Origin of the sequence: Nesterenkonia sp. (assembly GCF_029265375.1) — a bacterium.
In the GTDB taxonomy this organism is placed as follows: domain Bacteria; phylum Actinomycetota; class Actinomycetes; order Actinomycetales; family Micrococcaceae; genus Nesterenkonia.
This window is the reverse complement of record NZ_JAJUJJ010000025.1, coordinates 1-19,340: the sequence shown is the minus strand read 5'-3', so window position 1 is coordinate 19,340 and position 19,340 is coordinate 1. Positions and strand designations below refer to the sequence as shown.

15 protein-coding genes and 1 riboswitch are annotated in these 19,340 nt (G+C 67.8%); of the genes, 8 read left to right on the top strand and 7 right to left on the bottom strand.

Going from position 1 to position 19,340, the window contains the following annotated elements; translation table 11 throughout:
• Window positions 1-49: 49 nt before the first annotated feature.
• Window positions 50-140, top strand: a riboswitch (SAM riboswitch).
• Between the two features lie 12 nt (window positions 141-152).
• From Q1K09_RS10365 to Q1K09_RS10350, 4 genes are all read left to right on the top strand, one after another.
• Complete coding sequence (locus Q1K09_RS10365; RefSeq protein WP_300345352.1) at window positions 153-992, top strand: ABC transporter ATP-binding protein; 840 nt, start codon at window positions 153-155, stop codon at window positions 990-992.
• Between the two features lie 115 nt (window positions 993-1,107).
• A complete protein-coding gene (locus Q1K09_RS10360; RefSeq protein WP_300345351.1) occupies window positions 1,108-2,268 on the top strand; it encodes an aliphatic sulfonate ABC transporter substrate-binding protein in 1,161 nt (386 codons plus the stop codon).
• Window positions 2,265-3,101 carry an ABC transporter permease gene (locus tag Q1K09_RS10355; RefSeq protein WP_300345350.1) on the top strand — a complete coding sequence of 279 codons (837 nt, stop codon included), beginning with the start codon at window positions 2,265-2,267 and terminating at the stop codon, window positions 3,099-3,101. Before Q1K09_RS10360 ends, Q1K09_RS10355 begins: the two co-directional genes overlap by 4 nt.
• Before the next feature lie 113 nt (window positions 3,102-3,214).
• The gene (locus Q1K09_RS10350; protein ID WP_300345349.1) at window positions 3,215-4,639 is read left to right on the top strand and encodes an LLM class flavin-dependent oxidoreductase; all 1,425 of its coding nucleotides are present in this window, start codon (window positions 3,215-3,217) and stop codon (window positions 4,637-4,639) included.
• Here Q1K09_RS10350 and Q1K09_RS10345 read toward each other — a convergent pair whose 3' ends face one another.
• The 6 genes from Q1K09_RS10345 to dcd form a co-directional block, all read right to left on the bottom strand.
• On the bottom strand, window positions 4,640-5,809 hold the full coding sequence (locus Q1K09_RS10345) for a hypothetical protein (protein WP_300345348.1): 1,170 nt from the start codon (window positions 5,807-5,809) through the stop codon (window positions 4,640-4,642).
• Between the two features lie 162 nt (window positions 5,810-5,971).
• Window positions 5,972-6,775, bottom strand: coding sequence for a hypothetical protein (locus Q1K09_RS10340; protein WP_300345347.1), 804 nt, complete (start codon window positions 6,773-6,775; stop codon window positions 5,972-5,974).
• 29 nt (window positions 6,776-6,804) lie between these two features.
• Window positions 6,805-7,245 carry a hypothetical protein gene (locus tag Q1K09_RS10335; protein ID WP_300345346.1) on the bottom strand — a complete coding sequence of 147 codons (441 nt, stop codon included), beginning with the start codon at window positions 7,243-7,245 and terminating at the stop codon, window positions 6,805-6,807.
• 150 nt (window positions 7,246-7,395) lie between these two features.
• Window positions 7,396-9,933 carry an HAD-IC family P-type ATPase gene (locus Q1K09_RS10330; protein WP_300345345.1) on the bottom strand — a complete coding sequence of 846 codons (2,538 nt, stop codon included), beginning with the start codon at window positions 9,931-9,933 and terminating at the stop codon, window positions 7,396-7,398.
• Between the two features lie 59 nt (window positions 9,934-9,992).
• Complete coding sequence (locus Q1K09_RS10325) at window positions 9,993-11,078, bottom strand: hypothetical protein (protein WP_300345344.1); 1,086 nt, start codon at window positions 11,076-11,078, stop codon at window positions 9,993-9,995.
• A complete protein-coding gene (dcd, locus tag Q1K09_RS10320; RefSeq protein ID WP_300345343.1) occupies window positions 11,075-11,656 on the bottom strand; it encodes a dCTP deaminase in 582 nt (193 codons plus the stop codon). Before dcd ends, Q1K09_RS10325 begins: the two co-directional genes overlap by 4 nt.
• A 91-nt stretch (window positions 11,657-11,747) precedes the next feature.
• Here dcd and Q1K09_RS10315 point away from each other — a divergent pair, with 91 nt between their 5' ends.
• Window positions 11,748-12,707 carry an AEC family transporter gene (locus Q1K09_RS10315; RefSeq protein WP_300345342.1) on the top strand — a complete coding sequence of 320 codons (960 nt, stop codon included), beginning with the start codon at window positions 11,748-11,750 and terminating at the stop codon, window positions 12,705-12,707.
• A gap of 4 nt (window positions 12,708-12,711) precedes the next feature.
• Here the strand turns inward: Q1K09_RS10315 and Q1K09_RS10310 are convergent, their stop codons facing one another.
• Window positions 12,712-14,130 carry an MFS transporter gene (locus Q1K09_RS10310; RefSeq protein WP_300345341.1) on the bottom strand — a complete coding sequence of 473 codons (1,419 nt, stop codon included), beginning with the start codon at window positions 14,128-14,130 and terminating at the stop codon, window positions 12,712-12,714.
• Between the two features lie 161 nt (window positions 14,131-14,291).
• On the opposite strand from Q1K09_RS10310, the gene Q1K09_RS10305 reads away from it, so the two are divergent.
• From Q1K09_RS10305 to Q1K09_RS10295, 3 genes are all read left to right on the top strand, one after another.
• Entirely contained in the window at window positions 14,292-17,294 is a 3,003-nt protein-coding gene (locus Q1K09_RS10305; protein WP_300345340.1) for a Na+/H+ antiporter subunit A, read from the top strand.
• On the top strand, window positions 17,291-17,791 hold the full coding sequence (locus tag Q1K09_RS10300) for a Na(+)/H(+) antiporter subunit C (protein WP_300345339.1): 501 nt from the start codon (window positions 17,291-17,293) through the stop codon (window positions 17,789-17,791). Before Q1K09_RS10305 ends, Q1K09_RS10300 begins: the two co-directional genes overlap by 4 nt.
• The coding region (locus Q1K09_RS10295) for a Na+/H+ antiporter subunit D (RefSeq protein WP_300345338.1) at window positions 17,791-19,340 on the top strand (1,550 nt) is incomplete at its 3' end. The genes Q1K09_RS10300 and Q1K09_RS10295, both read left to right, overlap by 1 nt.

The following is a 19,340-nucleotide window of genomic DNA, read 5'->3' as shown; positions in this document are numbered from 1 at the left end:
TTGAGCCGGAAGGCTGTGAACATTTAGTCTGAACCTGCCGTAACTGCATGAACCATCCAGAGCGACTGAGGGATCTGGCCCGATGACGTCGCAGCAACCGGCCCCGCGGGGCAAGGTGCTAATGCCAGAACCGATGGGAGTGAATCTGCACTATGCCCTCTGCGCCTGCACTCGAGGCCGTTGAAGCCCCCGCGCCGGTGAGCGCACCCGCCTCCGGCCCTGTCAGCACCGGCGACTCTCTGGCCGTGGAGTTCCGCGATGTCGGCCGGGCCTTCGGATCCCGCACTGTGCTGCGCGGCATCAGCCTGCGCGCAGACCCCGGCGAAGTGGTCGCCGTGCTCGGCGCCTCCGGCTGCGGAAAGTCCACCCTGCTGCGCGCCGCCGCCGGTCTGGACGCCGGATGCACCGGTGAGATCATCATCGGCAACACCCCGGTAGGCCCCTATGATCCCCGCACCGCCGTCGGATTCCAGGAACCCCGGCTGCTGCCCTGGCGGTCGGTGCGCAAAAATGTTCAACTCGGGCTGCCCCGCGGACTCAGCCGTGCTGAGGGTGCCGCGCGGGTCGACGAACTGCTGGAGCTGGTGGGCCTGGCCGACCGGGCTCACCTGCGCCCCCGTGAGATCTCCGGAGGCATGGCCCAGCGTGCCTCACTGGCGCGAGCGCTGGCCCGCCGCCCCGGCGTGCTGCTGCTCGATGAGCCCTTCGGCGCACTGGACGCGCTCACCCGGCTGAAGATGCAGGACCTGCTGCTGGACGTCCACGCCCAGACCGGCACCACCGTGCTGCTGGTCACCCACGACGTGGACGAGGCACTTCAGCTGGCCGACCGGATCCTGCTGCTCGGGGCAGACGCCGGCCACCCTGAGGCTGGCGCCACCGTCCAGCAGCTGCTGAGCGTGCCCGGCAGTCGCCCCCGCGACCGCGCCTCAGCCGAACTCGCGCAGCTGCGCGGCTCCCTCTACGCCGGACTCGGCGTCGACTCCCACTGACCTGCTCCCGGCAGCGGCAGGGCGCCGACGTGCACACCTCTGCCCGCCCCGGCCGGTCAGTCTGAATTCGCCCGCTCGCACATCTGATGTTCCACACCCGAAAGGCCCCCTCCGAATGCCCCCACACACCAGCCTCCAGCACGCGTTCGCCCAGAGCCCGGCGGCCGCGGCGCTCGCCGCCACCGGCACTGCGACCGCCCGGATCACCTCCGGGAGAGCCGCCGGCCGCCGCGCTGCCCAAAGGCCTTTCCGAGCCGCTGCGGCGCTCGCCGCCGGCGCAGCTCTGCTGGCCAGCACTGCCTGCGGAGGCGAGGAGGAGCTGGAGACCCTCAATATCGACTTCGCTACCTACAACCCGCTCTCACTGGTCATCCTGGAGCATGGCTGGCTGGAGGAGGAGCTGGCCGATGACGGCATCTCCGTGGAATGGACCCAGTCCCACGGCTCCAACCGGGCGAACGAGAACTTGCGCGCCGGCAATATTCACATCGGCTCCACCGCCGGGTCTGCCGCCCTGCTCAACCGAGCCGTGGGTGCAGACACCCAGACGTTCCTCATCGAATCCCAGCCCGAATGGTCCGCCCTGGTCGTCGGCCCCGACTCCGAATTCGAGTCGGTGGAGGAGCTGGAGGGTGCCTCCATCGCTGCCACCCCGGCCACCGACCCGTTCTTCTTTCTGGCCCGCACCCTGGAGGCCCACGGCCTGAGCCTGGACGATGTGGAGGTCCAGGCTCTGCAGCACGCCGATGGGTGGCAGGCCTTGGCCAACGGGGAAGTGGATGCCTGGGCCGGGCTGGACCCGATCATGGCCGGGGCAGAGTTCGACGGCGCAGAGCTGCTTTACCGCAATGTGGACTTCAACACCTACAGCGTGCTCTCAGCACCGGCGGACTTCCTGGACGACCACCCTGATGTGGTCCAGACCGTGGTCAATGTCTATGAGCAGGCCCGTCAGTGGGCCCAGGAGAACCCGGAGGAGACTGCCGAGATTCTGGCCGAATACGCCGGTGTTGAGCTGGAGGTCGCCGAACGTGTGCTCCAGGAGCGGGTCGCCTTCGACGTCGACCCCGTCCCGGGAGACGATCTGCGCGCAGCTATGGAAGCCTCCGGGCCGCTGTTCGTGGAGAACGGCGACGTCGACTCCCAGGACCAGGTCGACGACGCGCTGGAGAACCTGCTGCGCCCAGAATTCGCGGAGAACCGTGAGGCCACCAGCGCTGAGGGCACTGACGGCGCCGCCGAGGACGCCACGATCACCGAGGACGACGAATCATGAGCGTCATTCCGGCGTTCCTGAACCCCGCCGCGCGGCGGAGCAGCCCCGAGCATTCCGTGCCGGCATCTGCGTCCACGGCTCGCGCGGGCAGCACCATCCTGCTCGGCCTAGCGGTGCCGTCCGCACTGCTGGGCCTGTGGTGGCTGGTCACCGATGTGCTGGAGATCTTCTCGCCGGTCCAGCTGCCGGCCCCGCAGCGGGTCTTCGACGCCGGGGTGGGCCTGGCCGAATCCGGGGCGCTGGCCGGACACATCGGGATCTCCGTTCAACGGGTGCTGCTGGGCTTCGCCGCCGGCGCCGCAGCAGGCCTGCTGCTGGGTTCGCTGCTCGGTCTCTCCCGCATCGCCGACCGTCTGCTGCACCCCACCGTCGGCGCTTTCCGCGCCGTGCCCTCCCTGGCCTGGGTGCCGCTGATCCTGCTGTGGGTCGGCCTGGGGGAGGACGGCAAAGTCCTGCTGATCTCCATCGGCGCGTTCTTCCCGGTCTTCACCTCCGTGCACTCGGCCCTGCGACACGTGGACCCCCAGCTGGTGGAGGCCGGGCGGGCCTTCGGATTCCACGGAATCCGGCTGCTGGGCACCGTCCAGCTGCCCGCTGTGGTGCCCCCGGTGTTCTCCGGTCTCCGGCTGGCCCTGGCGCAGGCCTGGCTGTTCCTGGTGGCCTCAGAGCTGCTGGGAGCTGCCGAAGGACTCGGATTCCTGCTGACCGAATCGCAGAACAACGGCCGCACCGACCGGCTGCTGCTGGCGATTGTGATTCTGGCGATCCTGGGCAAGCTCACCGACGCCCTGTTGGGCGTGGTGGAGCGCAAGGCCCTGAAGACCTGGGCCTGAGCGCAGCGCCCGTTCCGCGGGCAGGTCAGGACGGCCCGTGGCGCAGGCCAGGCAGCTCCCTGCGCCGCAGCACTGCTCAACCAAACCTCACCATCCGAACCGAAGGAGCCGCAATGCCCTACCCCACCACCGATGCCGGCGAGCGCGAAATTCTGTTCAACGCCTTCGATATGAACTGCGTGGTCCACCAGTCCCCGGGGCTGTGGCGCCACCCGGAAGACCGCGCCCGCGACTACAACACCATCGGCTACTGGACCCATATCGCCCAGACCCTGGAGAAGGGGCTGTTCGACGGGCTGTTCATCGCTGATGTGCTGGGACCCTACGACGTCTTCGGCGCCAGCCCCGAGGCTGCCCTGCGCTCCGGGGCGCAGATCCCCCTGCAGGATCCGTTCCTGCTGGTCAGCGCCATGGCCGCGGTCACCGAGAACCTCGGGTTCGGAATCACCGCCGGCACCGCCTATGAGCATCCCTATCCCTTCGCACGCCGGCTGGGGACCCTGGACCACCTCACCGGCGGGCGGGTCGGCTGGAACGTGGTCACCGGCTACCTGCCTTCGGCCGCGCAGAATATGGGCCAGGACGACCAGATGGAGCATGACGCCCGCTACAACCACGCCGATGAGTACATGGATGTGGTCTATAAGCTGCTGGAAGGCTCCTGGGAGGACGACGCCGTCGTCGCCGACAAACAGACCGGAGTCTTCACCGATCCGGCCAAAGTGCACCGGATTGAGCACCACGGCGAGTACTTCAAGACCCCGGGGATCGGCGTAGTGGAGCCCTCCCCGCAGCGCACCCCGGTGATCTACCAGGCAGGAGCCTCCACCCGGGGGCGGGCCTTCGCCGGCAAGCACGCTGAGGCGGTCTTCATCAATCCGCCCACCCAGGAGCTGGCCAAGGCCTCCGTGCAGAAGATCCGCCAGGCCGCCGCCGACGCCGGCCGCGACCCTTACGATGTGCGGATCTTTGCCATGCAGACCATCGTGACCGGCGCCGACGACGCCGCTGCGGAGACCAAGTACCGCGAGCTCAGCCAGTACGTGGACCCGGAGGGCGGACTGGTGCTGATGTCCGGGTGGATGGGCATTGACCTGTCCCAGTTCGACCTGGACCAGCCCATCGGGGATGTGAAGTCCAACGCCATCCAGTCCACCGTGGAGACCTTTCAGAAGGCCTCTGGACGTGAGGATGAGGCCTGGACTGTGCGCCAGCTTGCCGAATGGGTCGGGGTGGGCGGCTTCGGTCCGGTGATCGTCGGCGGCGGCGCCTCGGCCGCCCAGCAGCTCATCGACTGGCAGGAGGCCACCGACGTCGATGGATTCAACCTGGCCTACCACATCACCCCGGGGACCTTTGAGGACATTGTGGAGCATGTGGTGCCCGAGCTGCAGCGGCTGGGCCGATATAAGACTGCCTACGCTCCGGGAACCCTGCGGCAGAAGCTGTTCGGACGCGGCGATCACCTGCCCGAGGCCCACCACGGTGCGCAGTTCCAGCTGCGCCGCCGCACACCGGCCCGGACTGCTGCCGGATGATCAGCGGGAGGCTCGGTTGAGGATCTCCTCCATCACCGCGTCATTGACCTTCCGCGGCTGGCCGTAGCTGGGGTAATGGAACTGCATGATGTTGGCATACGGGTTGACCTCCAGCACCACCGCGCCGTCGGCGCTGGACAGATCCGGCACCAGCAGATCGACTGCGGCCGCGCCCAGTCCGGGCATCGCCCACAGCCCGTCGACTGCCAGGTCATTGACCTCCTCGGCCAGCAGGTCCAGCACATCCACTGCGATCCCGCCGCCGCGGGTGGTGTCGGCGATGCTGGTCAGCAGCTGCAGCTTCCCGGCCGGAAGCACCGAGTCGCGGGTCAGGCCCACCGGGGCAAGGAAGGCGTCGGTGACTTCCGGCAGGCGGGGCTTGAGGTACTCGTTGGCCCGCCGGCGGGCGAGCTCCTCGTCGGCGAGCTTGCCCACGGAGGAGACGCCGTCTCCGATCACATACAGCGGCAGTCTGGCCACCGCCCCGACCACCTGCCCGCCGACCACATAGGCGCGTACGTCCAGGCCGGGGGTGTACTCTTCCAGCACAATCAGGTACCGGGAGTCGGAGGTGGCCGACCGGGCTGCCATGGCCTCCTGCCACGCGGCGCGGAGCTCGCCCTCCCCGGTGACATTGACGGTGATGCCTTTCGACGCGCGTCCGGAGGAGGGCTTGACGGTGACCTGCTTGCCGAGGGCCTTCATATACTTCACCGCCCGGGAGAACTCCGTGGGGTTGATCGCCCGCCCCTTCGGAGTGGGCACATCGGCGGCATTGAGGTAGCGCTTGGTCATCGCCTTCGAACGGGTCACCCGCCGGGCCTGGTGGGAGACCAGGGAGGTGATCACCCCGTCCATCCCTCCGACCACCACACCGGAGAGGAAGAACAGCTGATTGGACTCGGTGATCTTCTTGATGGTCATGCGCTTGCGCCGGGCGGCGCGCTGCAGCAGCTGATCGTGGGGCATGGTGGAGCTCCACAGCCGCAGCGCCGAATACTGCGGCTCCACGTGGTCCACAATGAAGCGTTCGGTGGCCGATGCGTCCTCCTCCAGCTGCGCGGTGGGACGCGACGACGCCGGAGGCGGTGGGGGAGGGGGAACATCCTGCCCGGAGGTGTCTGCCTGCCGGCTGCGCGAGCCTCCGGCGGGGAAGTAGGTCTCGGCCATGCAGTTTAGGATATAGGAGCCGCGGGATCATGCCACGGCGAGCTCAAGCTTCCGCCTGCGGGGTGACCCCATGGCCGGCGCTCGGGGATGCAGAGCGTTGTTAAATTTAGCAGCGGCGCGGACCGTCGTTGACTTTAACAAGCGTGCCGGGGGCCGCCGCGGCTAGAGGGCCGCGGTGAAGAGCATCTGCTCGGCGATCGCATCCGCCACCGGACGGCCGGTGCCCAGCCCGGGAAAGTGATGCGGGACGATGCTGGCGGTCTCATCAATGCCGACCACCTGCGCCCCCTCGGCTCGGTCCAGGGATTCGACCTCCAGCGCCACCGCGGCGGCGAACAGACCAGGGATCGCGCGCATCGCATCGACTGCCAGAGAGCGGATCTCCTCGGCGGCACGGTCGGTGACATCCACCGTCAGTATGCCGCCGTCCTCATCCGGAACCACCGCCAGCAGGCTGATGGTCTCGCGGCCCACCGCGTAGGCTCGCAGCGGCAGGGTGGAGCTGTTGGCACCAGGAGCCAGCAGCTCGATGTCGAACAGCGGGGGAGTGATCTCATCGGCGGCGCTCTCAGGCAGCGGCGCCGGATGGGGGATCTCCATCAGATCGAAGTGCATCCGCACCCGCTCGGCGTCCCGCAGGACGCGGCGGGCGTGCGAGGAGACCAGGGTGGTGACCCCGCCGCCGCTGCGCGGGCGGGCATCCCCCGGAGGGCCGGTGAGTGAGTAGCCGCCGATCACCGTGCCGGCGAATTCGAAGACCCACCGACCCTCGACCACCTTCTTCACCCGGATCCGGCGGGCGCGCAGCGCCTCGGCCAGCAGCTGGGAGGCCTTGGGAAGAGGGTCTGGGCGCTGCGGGCGCCCACGGGCACGCAGCGGTGCTGCGACGTCGCGGAGGAACTGAGCCACCGGGTCGCCGTCGGTATCACCAGCGGGCTCGGTGGACTCGGGGCTGAAAGTCTGCATAGCCCCTCAAGGATATGCCGAATGCGGCCTCAGGACTTGGCGCCGCCCTCATTGGCCCAGTCGCTGCCCCTGCGTTCGGTCGACTGCGCCGGGTCGGAGACGAAGTCACCGCGATAGGTGCTGTGGGTCTCCGGACCGGTGAACTCCTCGGCAGTCTCCTCCACCTTCTCCTCAGCCTCGTCGACGATCTCCGAGACGGCCACCTCGGCCTCCTCAGTCTTCTCCGCTGCCTTCTTCACCGCCTCCGATGCGGCCGCAGCAGCCTTCTTCGCACCCTCGGCTGCCTCATGGGCGACCTTGGTGGCGGTGTCCGAAGCACGGTGGACGAAGTCCTGCACATCAGGACGGTTCCACGTCTCTTCGGCGTTCTTCTTCACTGTGGACAGGCCGGTGTCCAGCTTGTCGCGCCCAGTCTTGGTGCCGATCACATAGCCGATGGCCACCCCGGCACCCAGTGAAAGCAGTCCCATGTTCGCTCCTGTCGGTCGTCGCTTCTTCCTACAGCCTCAACCTACGGAGGGCGCAGTATCCCTGTCACCAGGGGGACGCCCGGATTCATCCCTGATCCCACCCTGACACATCCCGGATGAGAGGTCTCTGGGAGCAGCCTGACTGTCGGCTCAGAATGACCGGCGCTTCTCCACCAGCTCCACATAGGCCCGGTGACCCAACTCCACCATGCCGCAGCCGGCCAGAGCGGCCACAAACGCTGCGGCCAGCAGCTCGGCGCTGGGCATGGCGAACAGGTGGTACTGCTGGGACAGCGGCACCAGCAGCACTGCGCCCAGCAGCAGATACATGGAGGTCACCAGCAGAGTCCGCGGCAGATTCAGCGGCCGCAGCGCCGCGTTGAGCACCCACAGGCCCACCAGGGCCAGACAGATGAAGCTGGCAGTCTGCACCGCCGACGCGTCGTCGCCGAAGTGGCGGCCCAGTGCGCTGACGGCGACCAGGCTGCCGCAGATGGCGACCATCGGAGGCAGCGAGAACAGGGCGGATCGTCGCAGGAAGCCCGGTCGGTAGCGCTGAGCGTTGGGCATCAGCGCCAGGAAGAAGGCAGGGAACCCGATCATCAGGAAGTCCACCGTGGAGAACTGCCGCGGCAGGAAGGGGAAGGGCCAGAACAGCAGCGCGAAGACCAGGCCGAGCAGGATCGCATAGGCGGTCTTGGTCAGGAACAGATGCGCCAGCCGCTCCGTGTTCGCGATGACCTTCCGCCCCTCGGTGAGCACATTGGGAAGCCGCGAGAATTTGCCGTCCAGCAGCACCATCCGGCTCACCGCCTTGGTGGCCGGGGCTCCGGAGCCCATGGCGATGCCCAGGTCCGCCTTCTTCACCGCCAGGGCATCATTGATCCCGTCTCCGGTCATCGCGACCACATGCCCGTTGGCCTGCAGCGCCTGCACCATATGCGACTTCTGCTCCGGGGTGACCCTGCCGAAGACCTGATGAGTGGCCAACGCCGACCGCAGCGCATCCGGGTCCTCCGGCAGCTGGGAGGCGTCCACGCCGTCGCCCTCGAAGTCCATACCGACCTCCCGGGCCACCGCGGACACCGTCTTGGGGTTGTCCCCGGAGATGACCTTCAGGCTGACATCCTGCTCCCGGAAATACTCCAGAGTGGCCGCCGCGTCCCGGCGCACGTTCTCCTTGAACGTGATCAGCGCCATCGGCTGCAGACCCGCCGGAAGCTGCTCTCCGCGGCGCAGCGGCAGAGTCTCCGCCGCGTCCAGCGGCTGCTGCACCGGAGCCCGCGACAGCAGCATGGTGCGCAGGCCCTGGGCGGCGATGGCATCGGTATGGGCCAGCAGCTGCGGCACTGCGACCCCCTCGGCCACCTGTTCTGAGCGCAGCACCTCCGGGGCGCTGAGCACCCAGTGGCCGGCCAGCGGCCCCGCATCCGGGGCGAAGGTCACCGATGACCAGCGCCGCATTGAGGAGAACTGCACCTGAAAGGCCGGACGGTGGCGCGGCAGCGCCGTAAACGGCACCGTCAGGGCCGCTGCCGTCGGGTTGGCCTGCTCATCGGCGCCGAAATGGGCCAGCACCTGCTGCCACGGCTCCGTGCCCTCCAGGGCGGTGGACCCCGGGTCGCGCCGCCAGCCGGTGGGCTGGCCGGAGGCGTCCAGTGCGGAGGCTCCGTGGAAAGCGATGGTCCCGTCGGTCAGCGTCCCGGTCTTATCGAAGCAGACGACGTCGACCCGGGCCAGTATCTCCACTGCGGGCTGCTCCTGGATCAGCACCTCATGGCGGGCCAGCTTCACCGCGGCCACTGCGAAGGCGATCGTGGTCATCAGCGCCAGCCCCTGGGGGATCATCGCAGTCACCGAGGAGACCGCAGTCACCATGGCCTCCTGCCAGGCTCCGGAGGACCAGGCGGCCGACCACCCGCCGTGGGCCTGCATCTGCCCGTTGAACACCACTGCAGTGATCGGCAGCAGCACAATGGAGAGCCAGAACGCGATCTTCTCCAGCGCCCGGCGGATCTCCGAATTGATCTTCTGGAACTTCTTGGCCTCGGCGGCCAGTTTGATCGCATGGGCCCGCTCACCCACCGCAGTCACCACGAACCGGCCGCTGCCGGCCAGCACAGCCGTTCCGGAGAGCACCGGGTCGCCGCGGTGCTTCGGCACCGGAACCGCCTCCCCGGTGAGCATGGATTCGTCGATGTCCAGCGCCTGGGAGGAGATCATCACCCCGTCGGCGGGCACCTGGTCTCCGCGGCGCAGCTCCACCACGTCATCGAGCACCACCTGCTCGCGGTGGATCTGGATGATCACCCCATCGCGCAGCACCCGGATATGGTCCTGGTGCAGCAGCGCAATGGCGTCCAGCTTCCGCTTGGCGCTGTACTCCTGGATCAGCCCGATGATGACATTGCAGACCGCGGCAACGGCGAACAGCAGGTCCAGCCAGCGGCCCAGCAGAATGATGATCAGCGCGCAGACACCGATGATCAGGTTGAACAGCGTCATCAGGTGGGTGCGCAGAATCTCGGCGATGGAGCGCGAGGTGGTGTGCGGCTGCACATTGCCCAGCTGCAGGCGCAGCCGCTCAGAGACCTGCACCGAGTTCAGGCCCCGCTCCTCAAGCACGCCGGGATCGGGCTTGGACCTCAGATCCGCCGGATCGCGGACGTCAGTCTTCTCTGCAGGCACGCCGAAAGTCTACCGATGAGTCAGCATCTGCTGCGCCGGCGGTCGGGGCAGGCGGTCGCTCATGGACCGGAGACCGCCACAATCAGATCCTCCCCGCTGGCCCCGACCTGCACGTCGAGTTCGAAAGGCACCTGCTTGGACTCGGTGATCGCTTCACCGGTGTGGTGGTGGGTGGCATCGAAGCTGACCTCGGCCACCAGCGGGTCGTGGTCGATCTGCCAGCCGTCGGCGTCGAACCGCAGGCTGAAGCTCTCCGGGTCCGGGAAGCTCCACTCGATGGATTCGGCGTCGACCCGGTGCGCGGTGGTGACCCCCACCGGGCAGCCGGCCGGCATCAGGACCTGCTGGTCGCTGCAGTGGTTGAAGAACTCCTCCACCTCGGTGTGCAGCAGCTCCACTGCGGCGTCGGAGGCCTCCAGGTCCAGGGTGACCCGCTCGGCGCTGCTCTGCTCGCCCTGGGCGGCGGTGACCACGTGGGTCGTTCCGCCCACCAGCCACTCGGAGTCCACGCTGATCTCCGCGGCCGTGGGGACGAATGCCGAGAGCCGGGCGGTCTCCTCATTCAGGTTCACCGGCTGGCCGTTGACCTGCACCTGCCCGATGCCGCCCTGCGGGGCGCCGGGGACCTCCACCTCGAACCAGCTCAGCGCCTGCGGGGAGACCTGCCAGTCGTCGAAGAACCCCCAGGTGGTGCCCATCCGCTCGACCGGGATGGGGGTGCTCAGCGACTCATCCTCCACGGTGAAGGAGATTTCGGCGTCGTCGTTCTCCCCGGTGAGCTGCGCCCCGGAGAGCAGCTGCGCGGAGCGGCTCAGCGGCTCGCCGTCGAGCAGCAGATGATCGATCCCCTCCTCGGAGAGGAACTCCGGTGTGCTGCTCAGCTGGCCCATGGCGGCCCCTCCGCTGCCGGAGGAGACGTCCTCCCAGTACTGCTCGGCCGCGGCCTGCGGGGTGTAGATCTGCTCATTGACCTGCCAGACGGCGACGACGGCGGCGACGGCGACCAGCACCAGGGCCGCCGCCCAGCCGATCACTGCGGTGTAGGGGCCCAGCGGGCCGGACGGCTGGGGCTGCTCGGCTGCCGGGCGGCCGGAGTCGGGGGTGCTGTGCGGCTGGGGGCGGGGGGAGTCGGGGAAGACGCTCATGTGCTGATGATGGTCCGGTGGAAGTTTTCGTGGCTGCGGGAGGCGGTGGGGCCGCGCTGGCCCTGGTAGCGGGACTGGTGGACCTTGGTGCCGTAGCCGTGCTGGGCGGGGGAGGAGAGCCGGAAGAAGCACAGCTGGCCGATCTTGGATCCGGGCCACAGCTTGATCGGCAGGGTCGCCATATTCGACAGCTCCAGGGTCACCTGGCCGGTGAACCCCGGGTCGATGAACCCGGCCGTGGAGTGGGTCAGCAGACCCAGCCGGCCCAGGGAGGACTTGCCCTCCAGCCGAGCGGCCACATCATCGGGCAGGGTGACCGCCTCATAGGTGGCACCCAGCACGAAGTCGCCAGGGTGCAGCACGAAGGGCTCTTCGGGGTCCACCTCCACCAGGCGGGTCAGATCCGGCTGGTCCACCGACGGGTCGATATGGGCGTACTTGTGGTTGTCGAAGAGCCGGAACATCCGCTCCAGACGCACATCCACGCTGGAGGGCTGGATCATCGACTCGTCGAACGGATCCAGCTGGATGCGGCCGGAGTCCAGCTCGGCGCGGATGTCGGTATCTGAAAGCAGCACGAGGACCAAACTACCAAGAGATCTCCGGGAGTATTGTGGGGACGCGGAGCCGGGGGCGCAGGCCCGCGGCGAATCTGACCTGGGAGGGCGTATGTGGGATGTGCTGGCCGGGTTCCTGGTGGTGTGGCTGATCATCGCCGTCGGATTCGCCCTGGGCCGGTTCAGAATTCTGGGCTCTGATGCGCGGATCGTGATGAGCCGCACAGCGTTCTTCGTCGCCTCCCCGTGCCTGCTGTTCCTGACGATCTCCGGCTCACCCATCGGAGAGGTCATCGGCCCGCAGTTCGGTGTCGCGGCCGTCAGCGCCTTCGCCGCGCTGTTCCTGTTCCTGCTGGTCGGCAGGGTTCTGCTGCCCGGCCGACGGTTCTCCGAACATATGATCGCAGCCCAGAGCGCATCCCAGGTCAACGGCGCGAACCTGGGCTTCCCCATCGCTGCCTACGTGCTGGGGGACATCGCCCTGGCCGCGCCGGTGGTGATGTTCCAGCTGGCGATCTACATGCCGCTGGTGGTCGCCACCCTGGATCAGGCCCGCCACCGGGAGACCGGAGCTGCCTCGGTTCGGCCCACGACTCGCCTGGCGGTGCTGCGTAGGGTGCTGCAGACGGTGGCCAATCCGGTGATCATCGGGGCGATGCTGGGGCTGCTGTTCTCCTGGCAGCAGTGGCGCTTTCCCGGGCCGGTGCATGAATCCATCGAGCTGCTGGCTGGAGCCGCGATCCCGCTGCTGCTGCTGTCCTTCGGGCTCTCTCTGGTGGGGAGCCACCCGCTGGACAAAGCCGCCGGGCGCCGTCGTGATGTGCTGCTTGCCGCCGGGACCAAGCTGATCATCCACCCGGTGCTGGCATACCTGGCGGCCGCCTTCCTCTTCGGCCTGGAGGGCGCCATGCTCTTCACCGCAGTGGTGATGGCCTCCCTGCCCACCGCCCAGAACGTGCTGGTCACTGCGGTGCGCTACGAGGCCGGCGAAATCATCGCCCGCGACACCGTGCTGATCACCACGGTGCTGGGCATCCCCTCCATGGTGGCGGTCGCGCTGCTGATGGCCTGAATGCTCAGTGCTCGGCCATCTTCGCCGGGCCGGTGGGATCCTTCACCTTCAGCAGCAGCGCCAAGCCGCAGGCCAGCACCACCAGGATGCCGATGATCAGAGCCTTCTCGGCGTCCTCAATATCCGCCTCGGCCCCCAGTGTGATGGTCAGCAGCAGCGCACTGACCCCCGAGGTCAAAAAGCCGATCGACCGCCCGGCAGTGGCGTAGAGCCCGAACAGCTCAGCAGCGCGCTCCGGCGGAGCCAGCCTGCCCACAAAGGCGCGGGAGGAGGCCTGCGCGGGGCCAACGAACAGGCACAGGGTCAGACCCAGCACCCAGAAAGCCGCCGTCGGAGTCACCGTGAGGCCCAGAACCTCACGTTCGACGTCGAAGAAATACATCACCGCCGCGATCAGCATCAGAGCGGCCACGCTGAAGACGATCACCCGCCGCGGCCCGATCCGGTCGTCGAAGAACCCTCCGCTGATGGCCCCCAGTGCGGCCACCACATTGCCGGCGATCCCAAACAGCAGGATGTCCCCGGAGGTGAAGCCGTAGATCGTCACCCCCAGAATCGCCCCGTAGGTGAAGATCGCTGACAGCCCGTCCCGGTACACCGCCGAGGCCACCAGGAACCAGAACGTGTTGCGGTCCTCGCGCCAGAGCCCCACCACCACACGCACCAGCCGGCGGTAGGACTCGCTGACCGGAATCCGTTCGGCGGCGGCCATCTCATCGGCAGTGGTCATCCGGGTGAACAGCAGCGGCAGCGCCCAGATCAGGAACCACACGGCACCGACGACGGCGACTAACCGGATATTGAACGCCTCATCGGTGCTGACTCCCAGCAGTCCGCCGTCGGCGACCAGCCCGAAATAGGCGATCGCCAGAATCACGATCCCGCCCAGGTAGCCCGACCCCCAGCCGATGCCGGAGACCCGACCCATCCGGGAATGGTCGGAGATGTCGGTGATCATCGCGTTGTAGTTCAGATTGGCAAACTCGTCGAACAGCGTCATCGCTGCCATCAGAGTCACGCCCAGCAGCAGGAACCCCGTGTCAGGCTTGACGAAGAAGCAGGCCGCACACAGCAGCACCACCAGCACAGTGTTGATGGTCAGCCACAGCTGGCGCCGCCCGGCTTTATCCGCCCGCTGGCCGATCACCGGAGCGGTGAGGGCAATGATCAGCCCAGCCACCAGATTCGCAGTGGTCAGGTACTGAGACCCCTGGCCGCCGGGCCCCACGGCGTCGGCGATGTAGGTGCCGAAGACGAAGGTGACCATCAGCGCGCTGACCGTGGCATTGCCCCAGCTCCACAGGCTCCAGCGCAGAATCACCGCCTTGTTCAGCGGCTCCTCAGGCGAGCGGGGGGCCCGCGAGCCGCGCTGCACCTCCCCTGCGGGCGTGGCTGGTGCCGATTGCCCTGACGGCGTGGTCATAGGTGCCCTCCGATCCCGGATCCGATGAGCGGATGGTAACTCATCCCTGTTAACATAGAGGGAACTCCCAGGCTGGCGGCATAGGTTATGCACTCCGCGCCCGCCGGATCCTGGTGGGTGGGTCTTGGACGGTCTGCGCTCCGGTAGAGAAGGGTCTCTCTATGATCATCATGCTTACTGCGCTCTTCGCAGTGAGCATGATCGCACCGGTGCTGCACAGCTGGTGGGGGCGCCGCAGCTTTCACGTCCTGGCCGCCGTGCTGGGCCTCAGCTTCGCCTGGCTGATCTGGCAGGCCCCCGCCGTGCTGCAGGCCGACCAGGCTGCGCCCGCAGGTGAGCCTGGCGGGCCCCCGGCCGAGGTGATCCCGTGGATTCCTCAGCTGGGGATCGATCTGGCGTTCCGGCTTGACGCGCTTGGGCTGGTCCTCTCGCTGCTGATCACCGGCGTCGGCGCACTGGTGATGCTCTACTGCGCCCGCTACTTCGCCGCGACCGAACGCGGCGCCGGGCCCTTCGCCGCCCAGCTGTTCGCCTTCGCCGCAGCCATGCTGGGCCTGGTGCTCGCCGATGACTTGGTGATCCTGTTCATCTTCTGGGAAGCCACCACCGTGCTGTCCTTCCTGCTGATCGGATACTCGGCCCACCGGATCTTCGCCAGGCGCTCGGCCATCCAGGCACTGATCGTCACCACCTTCGGCGGACTGGCCATGCTGGTCGGGCTGCTGTGGCTGGGTCAGCTGGCCGGAACCTACCGGCTCTCCGACATCCTGGCGCAGGCCGGTGGACTGACCGGGCCCGCGGTGGACACCGCCGTGGTGCTCATTCTCATCGGCGCGGTCTCCAAATCCGCGCTGGTGCCCTTCCATTTCTGGCTCCCGGCGGCCATGGCCGCGCCCACCCCGGTCTCGGCCTATCTGCACGCCGCAGCCATGGTCAAAGCCGGGGTCTACCTGGTGGCCCGCTTCGCGCCGGGTTTCGCTGAGACCACCCTCTGGCTGCCTGTGGTGCTGACCCTAGGACTGGCCACCATGCTGGTGGGCGCCTACCGCGCCCTGCGCCAGACCGATATCAAGCTTCTCCTCGCCTACGGAACCGTCTCCCAGCTGGGCTTTCTGACCATGGTCAACGGGCTGGGCAACCAGGATGCGGCGCTGGCCGGCCTGGCGATGCTGCTGGCCCACGGGCTCTTCAAGGCCGCCCTGTTCATGGTGGTCGGGATCATCGACCACAAGACCGGAACGCGGGATCTGCAAAAGCTCTCCGGGATCGGAAGGGCGCAGCCGGTGCTGCTGACCGCCTCTGTGGTGGCGGCCGCCTCAATGGCCGGACTGCCGCCGCTGTTCGGGTTTGTGGCCAAAGAGGTGGTCTTCGAATCCTTCTACGGCTACGCCGAGATCCACGGGGCCGCCGGCTGGCTGGTGGTCGCCGGAGTGGTCGCCGCCTCCGCGCTCACCGTGGCCTACTCAGCCCGCTTTGTGTGGGGCGCCTTCGCCTCCAAGCCTGGTGCGGAGCCCACCGAGCTGAGCAGCCGGCCGGACGCCGTCTTCCTCGCCGCCCCGGTGCTGCTGGCATGCCTGACTGTGCTCTTCGCGCTGGCTCCGGCGGCGCTGCAGGGACTCATCGAGCCTTTCTCCGGTCTGTTCGAACCCGCCGCGCCCGACGTCGAACCCACCTACCTGGCGCTGTGGCACGGGCTGACCCCGGTGCTGGGGCTCTCAGCGCTGACCTGGGTGCTGGGCCTGGGAGTCTTCCGGCTGGTCGGCCGCGCCGGGGAGTCCCGGCCGGTGGTGCCGGCGGTGCTGGACGCCGAACGGATCTACCGGCGCAGCATCCGTGAACTGGACGACGTCGCCGCCTGGCTGACCGCCACCACCCAGCGCGGCTCGCTGGGCTGGTACCTGTTCATCATTCTGGCGGTGGCAACTGCGGTGCCCGCCGGCGTGGTGGCGCTCACCGGCCACACCGTTCCCGGGCACATCATCCTGGCTGAGCAGCCGATGCAGATGGTGCTGGGGGCAGTGATCATCGCCGGGGGACTGGGGGCCGTCTGGGCGCCCAAACGATTCATGGCGGTGCTGATGGTCTCGCTGTGCGGCTGGGGGATCGCCGGGATCTTCGCGCTGCAGGGCGCCCCCGATCTGGCGCTGACCCTGCTGCTGGTCGAATCGATCGTGCTGGTGGTCTTCGTCCTAGCGCTGCGCACCCTTCCGGCCGGGATCTGGACCCAGAACCCCACTCGCCGCCGGCTCGGCCGCGCAGTGCTGGGCATATCCTTCGGCGCGGTGATGATGGTCGCAGCCGCCATCGCGATGGACTCCCGCTCCCAGGAGCCGGTCTCAGTGGAATACCCGTGGATGGCCTATGAGATCGGCCACGGCGCCAATATCGTCAACGTCACCCTGGTGGACATCCGCGCCTGGGACACCTTCGGAGAGATCACCGTGCTGGCCGCCGCCGCCACCGGAGTCGCCAGCCTGATCTTCGTCAAGCGCCGTGACGTCCAGCGCCGCCAGCTGCACGAGGTGCCCACCGGGTCGGTGGGCCGGGTGCTCTCCGACAAGGCGCTGTCCCCGCGCCAGATCCGGGAGATCCAGGTGGCCCGCAGCTTCGCCACCGTGGCGCGGGAGGCCTGGCTGGTGGCCGGACGCACGCTGGCCCCGGAGCACCGCTCCATCATCTTCGAAGTGGTCACCCGGCTGATATTCCACGCCACCATCCTGCTGTCGATCTACCTGCTGCTGGCCGGGCACAACTCACCCGGCGGCGGCTTCGCCGGCGGGCTGTTGGCCGGCCTGGCATTCCTGCTGCGCTACCTGGCCGGCGGACGGTACGAGCTGGAGGCCGCGATCCCGTTCTCCGCCGGCGCGCTGATGGGGTGGGGCCTGGCGGTGGCCTGCTTCACCGGGCTGCTGCCGCTCTTCGCCGGAGGTGCGGCCTTCCAGAGCTTCGTCGTCGACCTGCACCTGCCGGTCTTCGGCGAGCACCACCTGGTCTCCTCGGTGCTGTTCGACGTCGGCGTCTACCTGGTGGTGGTGGGCCTGATCGTGGATGTGCTGCGCAGCCTGGGATCGGAGATCGATGTGCGCAGTGAGCAGGAGCATCGCCAGTCCTCCCCGGTCGGCCACGGAATCCACGCCCAGACCAGCATGGGGGTGGCCCGATGACCATCAACGTGACCCTGCTGGTGGTGATGGGCGCAATGTTCGCCATCGGGATCTACCTGATGCTGGAGAGGTCCCTGACCCGGGTGCTGCTGGGCATCATCCTGCTCTCCAACGGGGTGAACCTGCTGCTGCTGCAGACCGCTGGCCGGGCCGGGGAGTCCCCCATCGTGCGCGAGGGTCTCGAGGCCGGAGACTACCTGGACCCGCTGCCGCAGGCCCTGCTGCTGACCGCGATCGTCATCGCCTTCGCGCTGGTGGCGTTCATGCTCGCCCTGATCTACCGCTCCTGGGTGCTGGCCCGCCAGGAGGAGGTCGCCGACGACGAAGAGGACCGCCGCCTGGCTGAGTCGGTGGGCGCCTACGATCCTGAGGAGGACGCCGAGGTCAGCACCGAGACCAGCGAATTCATCGACACTATGGATCCGGTGACCGGTGCGCTGCGCACGGTGAGCCCGCAGTCCGACTCATCCACAACCTCCGAGGCGGGGGACCGCTGATGGAGACCCACCTGATCGACTTCGTCCCCTTGGCGGTGCTGCTGCCGTTCTTCGGGGCAGCCTTCGCCTTCGCGTTCTACCGCAACCAGGCCACGCAGAAGTCCATCACCATCGGCACTCTGATGCTCACCGTGCTGCTGGAGGTGGTGCTGCTGACCCAGGTGTGGCAGACCGGGGCCCACGCGGTACACCTGGCCGGCTGGCCCGCGCCGTTCGGGATCTCCATGGTGATCGACCGGTTCTCCGCACTGATGTTGGTGGTCTCCTCGGTGATCACCCTGGCGGTGCTGCTCTACGCAGTGGGCCAGGGTGCCGCCGAGGAGCGCAACGACTCCGGCCCGGTGAGCATCTTCTTCCCCACCTACCTGATTCTGGTGGCCGGAGTCTCCAACGCATTCCTGGCCGGCGACCTGTTCAACCTCTACGTGGGCTTCGAAATCTTCCTGACGGCGTCGTACGTGCTGCTCACCCTGGGCGGGGGCGAAGCGCGGATCCGCGCCGGAGTCACCTATGTGGTGGTTTCCATCCTGTCCTCCATGCTGTTTCTGATCACCATCGGCCTGATCTATGCGGCCACCGGCACGGTCAACCTGGCTGATATCGCCCTGAAGGTCGCAGAGCTGGAGCACGGCACCCAGCTGATGCTGCACGTGATGCTGCTGGTGGCCTTCGGCATCAAGGCCGCCGTCTTCCCCCTGGCGTTCTGGCTGCCGGACTCCTACCCGACTGCCCCCGCCCCGGTGACAGCGGTGTTCGCCGGACTGCTGACCAAAGTCGGCATCTACGCGATGATCCGCACCGAGACCCTGCTGTTCCCGGGGGAGCGGATCAACACTGCGCTGATGATCGTGGCCGCACTGACCATGATTGTGGGCATCCTGGGCGCGCTGGCCCAGTCGGACATCAAACGAATGCTGTCCTTCACCCTGATCAGCCACATCGGCTATCTGGTGTTCGGCTTGGCACTGACCAGCATCATCGGTATGGCCGCCACGGTCTTCTACGTGGCTCACCACATCACCATCCAGACCACCCTGTTCCTGGTGACCGGGCTGATCGAGCGGCGCGCCGGGACTGCGAACGTGGAGCGCCTCGGCGGGCTGGCGAAGATCTCCCCGGTGCTGGCAGTGCTGTTCTTCATCCCGGCACTGAACCTGGCCGGAATCCCACCGTTCAGCGGCTTTGTGGGCAAACTGGGCATGATGGCCGGCGGTATTGCGGAGAACACGTGGATCACCTGGGTTCTGGTGGTCGCCTCAGTGGTCACCTCGCTGCTGACGCTGCTGGCGGTGGCCCGGATCTGGACCAAGGGATTCTGGCGCCGCACGGAGGATGTGGAGAACCCCGAACGGATTCTGGTGCAGAAGTCCCTGGCGCATGCCCGGGCCGCCAATAAGCGGCTGCTTCCGGCAACGATGGTGGTGCCCACTGCGGCGCTGGTGGCCATGAGCCTGGCGTTCACCGTGCTGGCCGGGCCGCTGATGGACTATTCGCGGGCCGCGGCTCAGGACATGTATGAGCGCACCCCCTATCTGGAGGCGGTGCTCGG

What these genes read in the sequence shown, in the direction of transcription:
- Q1K09_RS10365 (WP_300345352.1), top strand. Translation starts at nt 153, where the DNA reads ATGCCCTCTGCGCCTGCACTCGAGGCCGTTGAAGCCCCCGCGCCGGTG.
- Q1K09_RS10360 (WP_300345351.1), top strand. Translation starts at nt 1,108, where the DNA reads ATGCCCCCACACACCAGCCTCCAGCACGCGTTCGCCCAGAGCCCGGCG.
- Q1K09_RS10355 (WP_300345350.1), top strand. Translation starts at nt 2,265, where the DNA reads ATGAGCGTCATTCCGGCGTTCCTGAACCCCGCCGCGCGGCGGAGCAGC.
- Q1K09_RS10350 (WP_300345349.1), top strand. Translation starts at nt 3,215, where the DNA reads ATGCCCTACCCCACCACCGATGCCGGCGAGCGCGAAATTCTGTTCAAC.
- Q1K09_RS10345 (WP_300345348.1), bottom strand. Translation starts at nt 5,809, where the DNA reads ATGGCCGAGACCTACTTCCCCGCCGGAGGCTCGCGCAGCCGGCAGGCA.
- Q1K09_RS10340 (WP_300345347.1), bottom strand. Translation starts at nt 6,775, where the DNA reads ATGCAGACTTTCAGCCCCGAGTCCACCGAGCCCGCTGGTGATACCGAC.
- Q1K09_RS10335 (WP_300345346.1), bottom strand. Translation starts at nt 7,245, where the DNA reads ATGGGACTGCTTTCACTGGGTGCCGGGGTGGCCATCGGCTATGTGATC.
- Q1K09_RS10325 (WP_300345344.1), bottom strand. Translation starts at nt 11,078, where the DNA reads ATGAGCGTCTTCCCCGACTCCCCCCGCCCCCAGCCGCACAGCACCCCC.
- Q1K09_RS10315 (WP_300345342.1), top strand. Translation starts at nt 11,748, where the DNA reads ATGTGGGATGTGCTGGCCGGGTTCCTGGTGGTGTGGCTGATCATCGCC.
- Q1K09_RS10310 (WP_300345341.1), bottom strand. Translation starts at nt 14,130, where the DNA reads ATGACCACGCCGTCAGGGCAATCGGCACCAGCCACGCCCGCAGGGGAG.
- Q1K09_RS10305 (WP_300345340.1), top strand. Translation starts at nt 14,292, where the DNA reads ATGATCATCATGCTTACTGCGCTCTTCGCAGTGAGCATGATCGCACCG.
- Q1K09_RS10300 (WP_300345339.1), top strand. Translation starts at nt 17,291, where the DNA reads ATGACCATCAACGTGACCCTGCTGGTGGTGATGGGCGCAATGTTCGCC.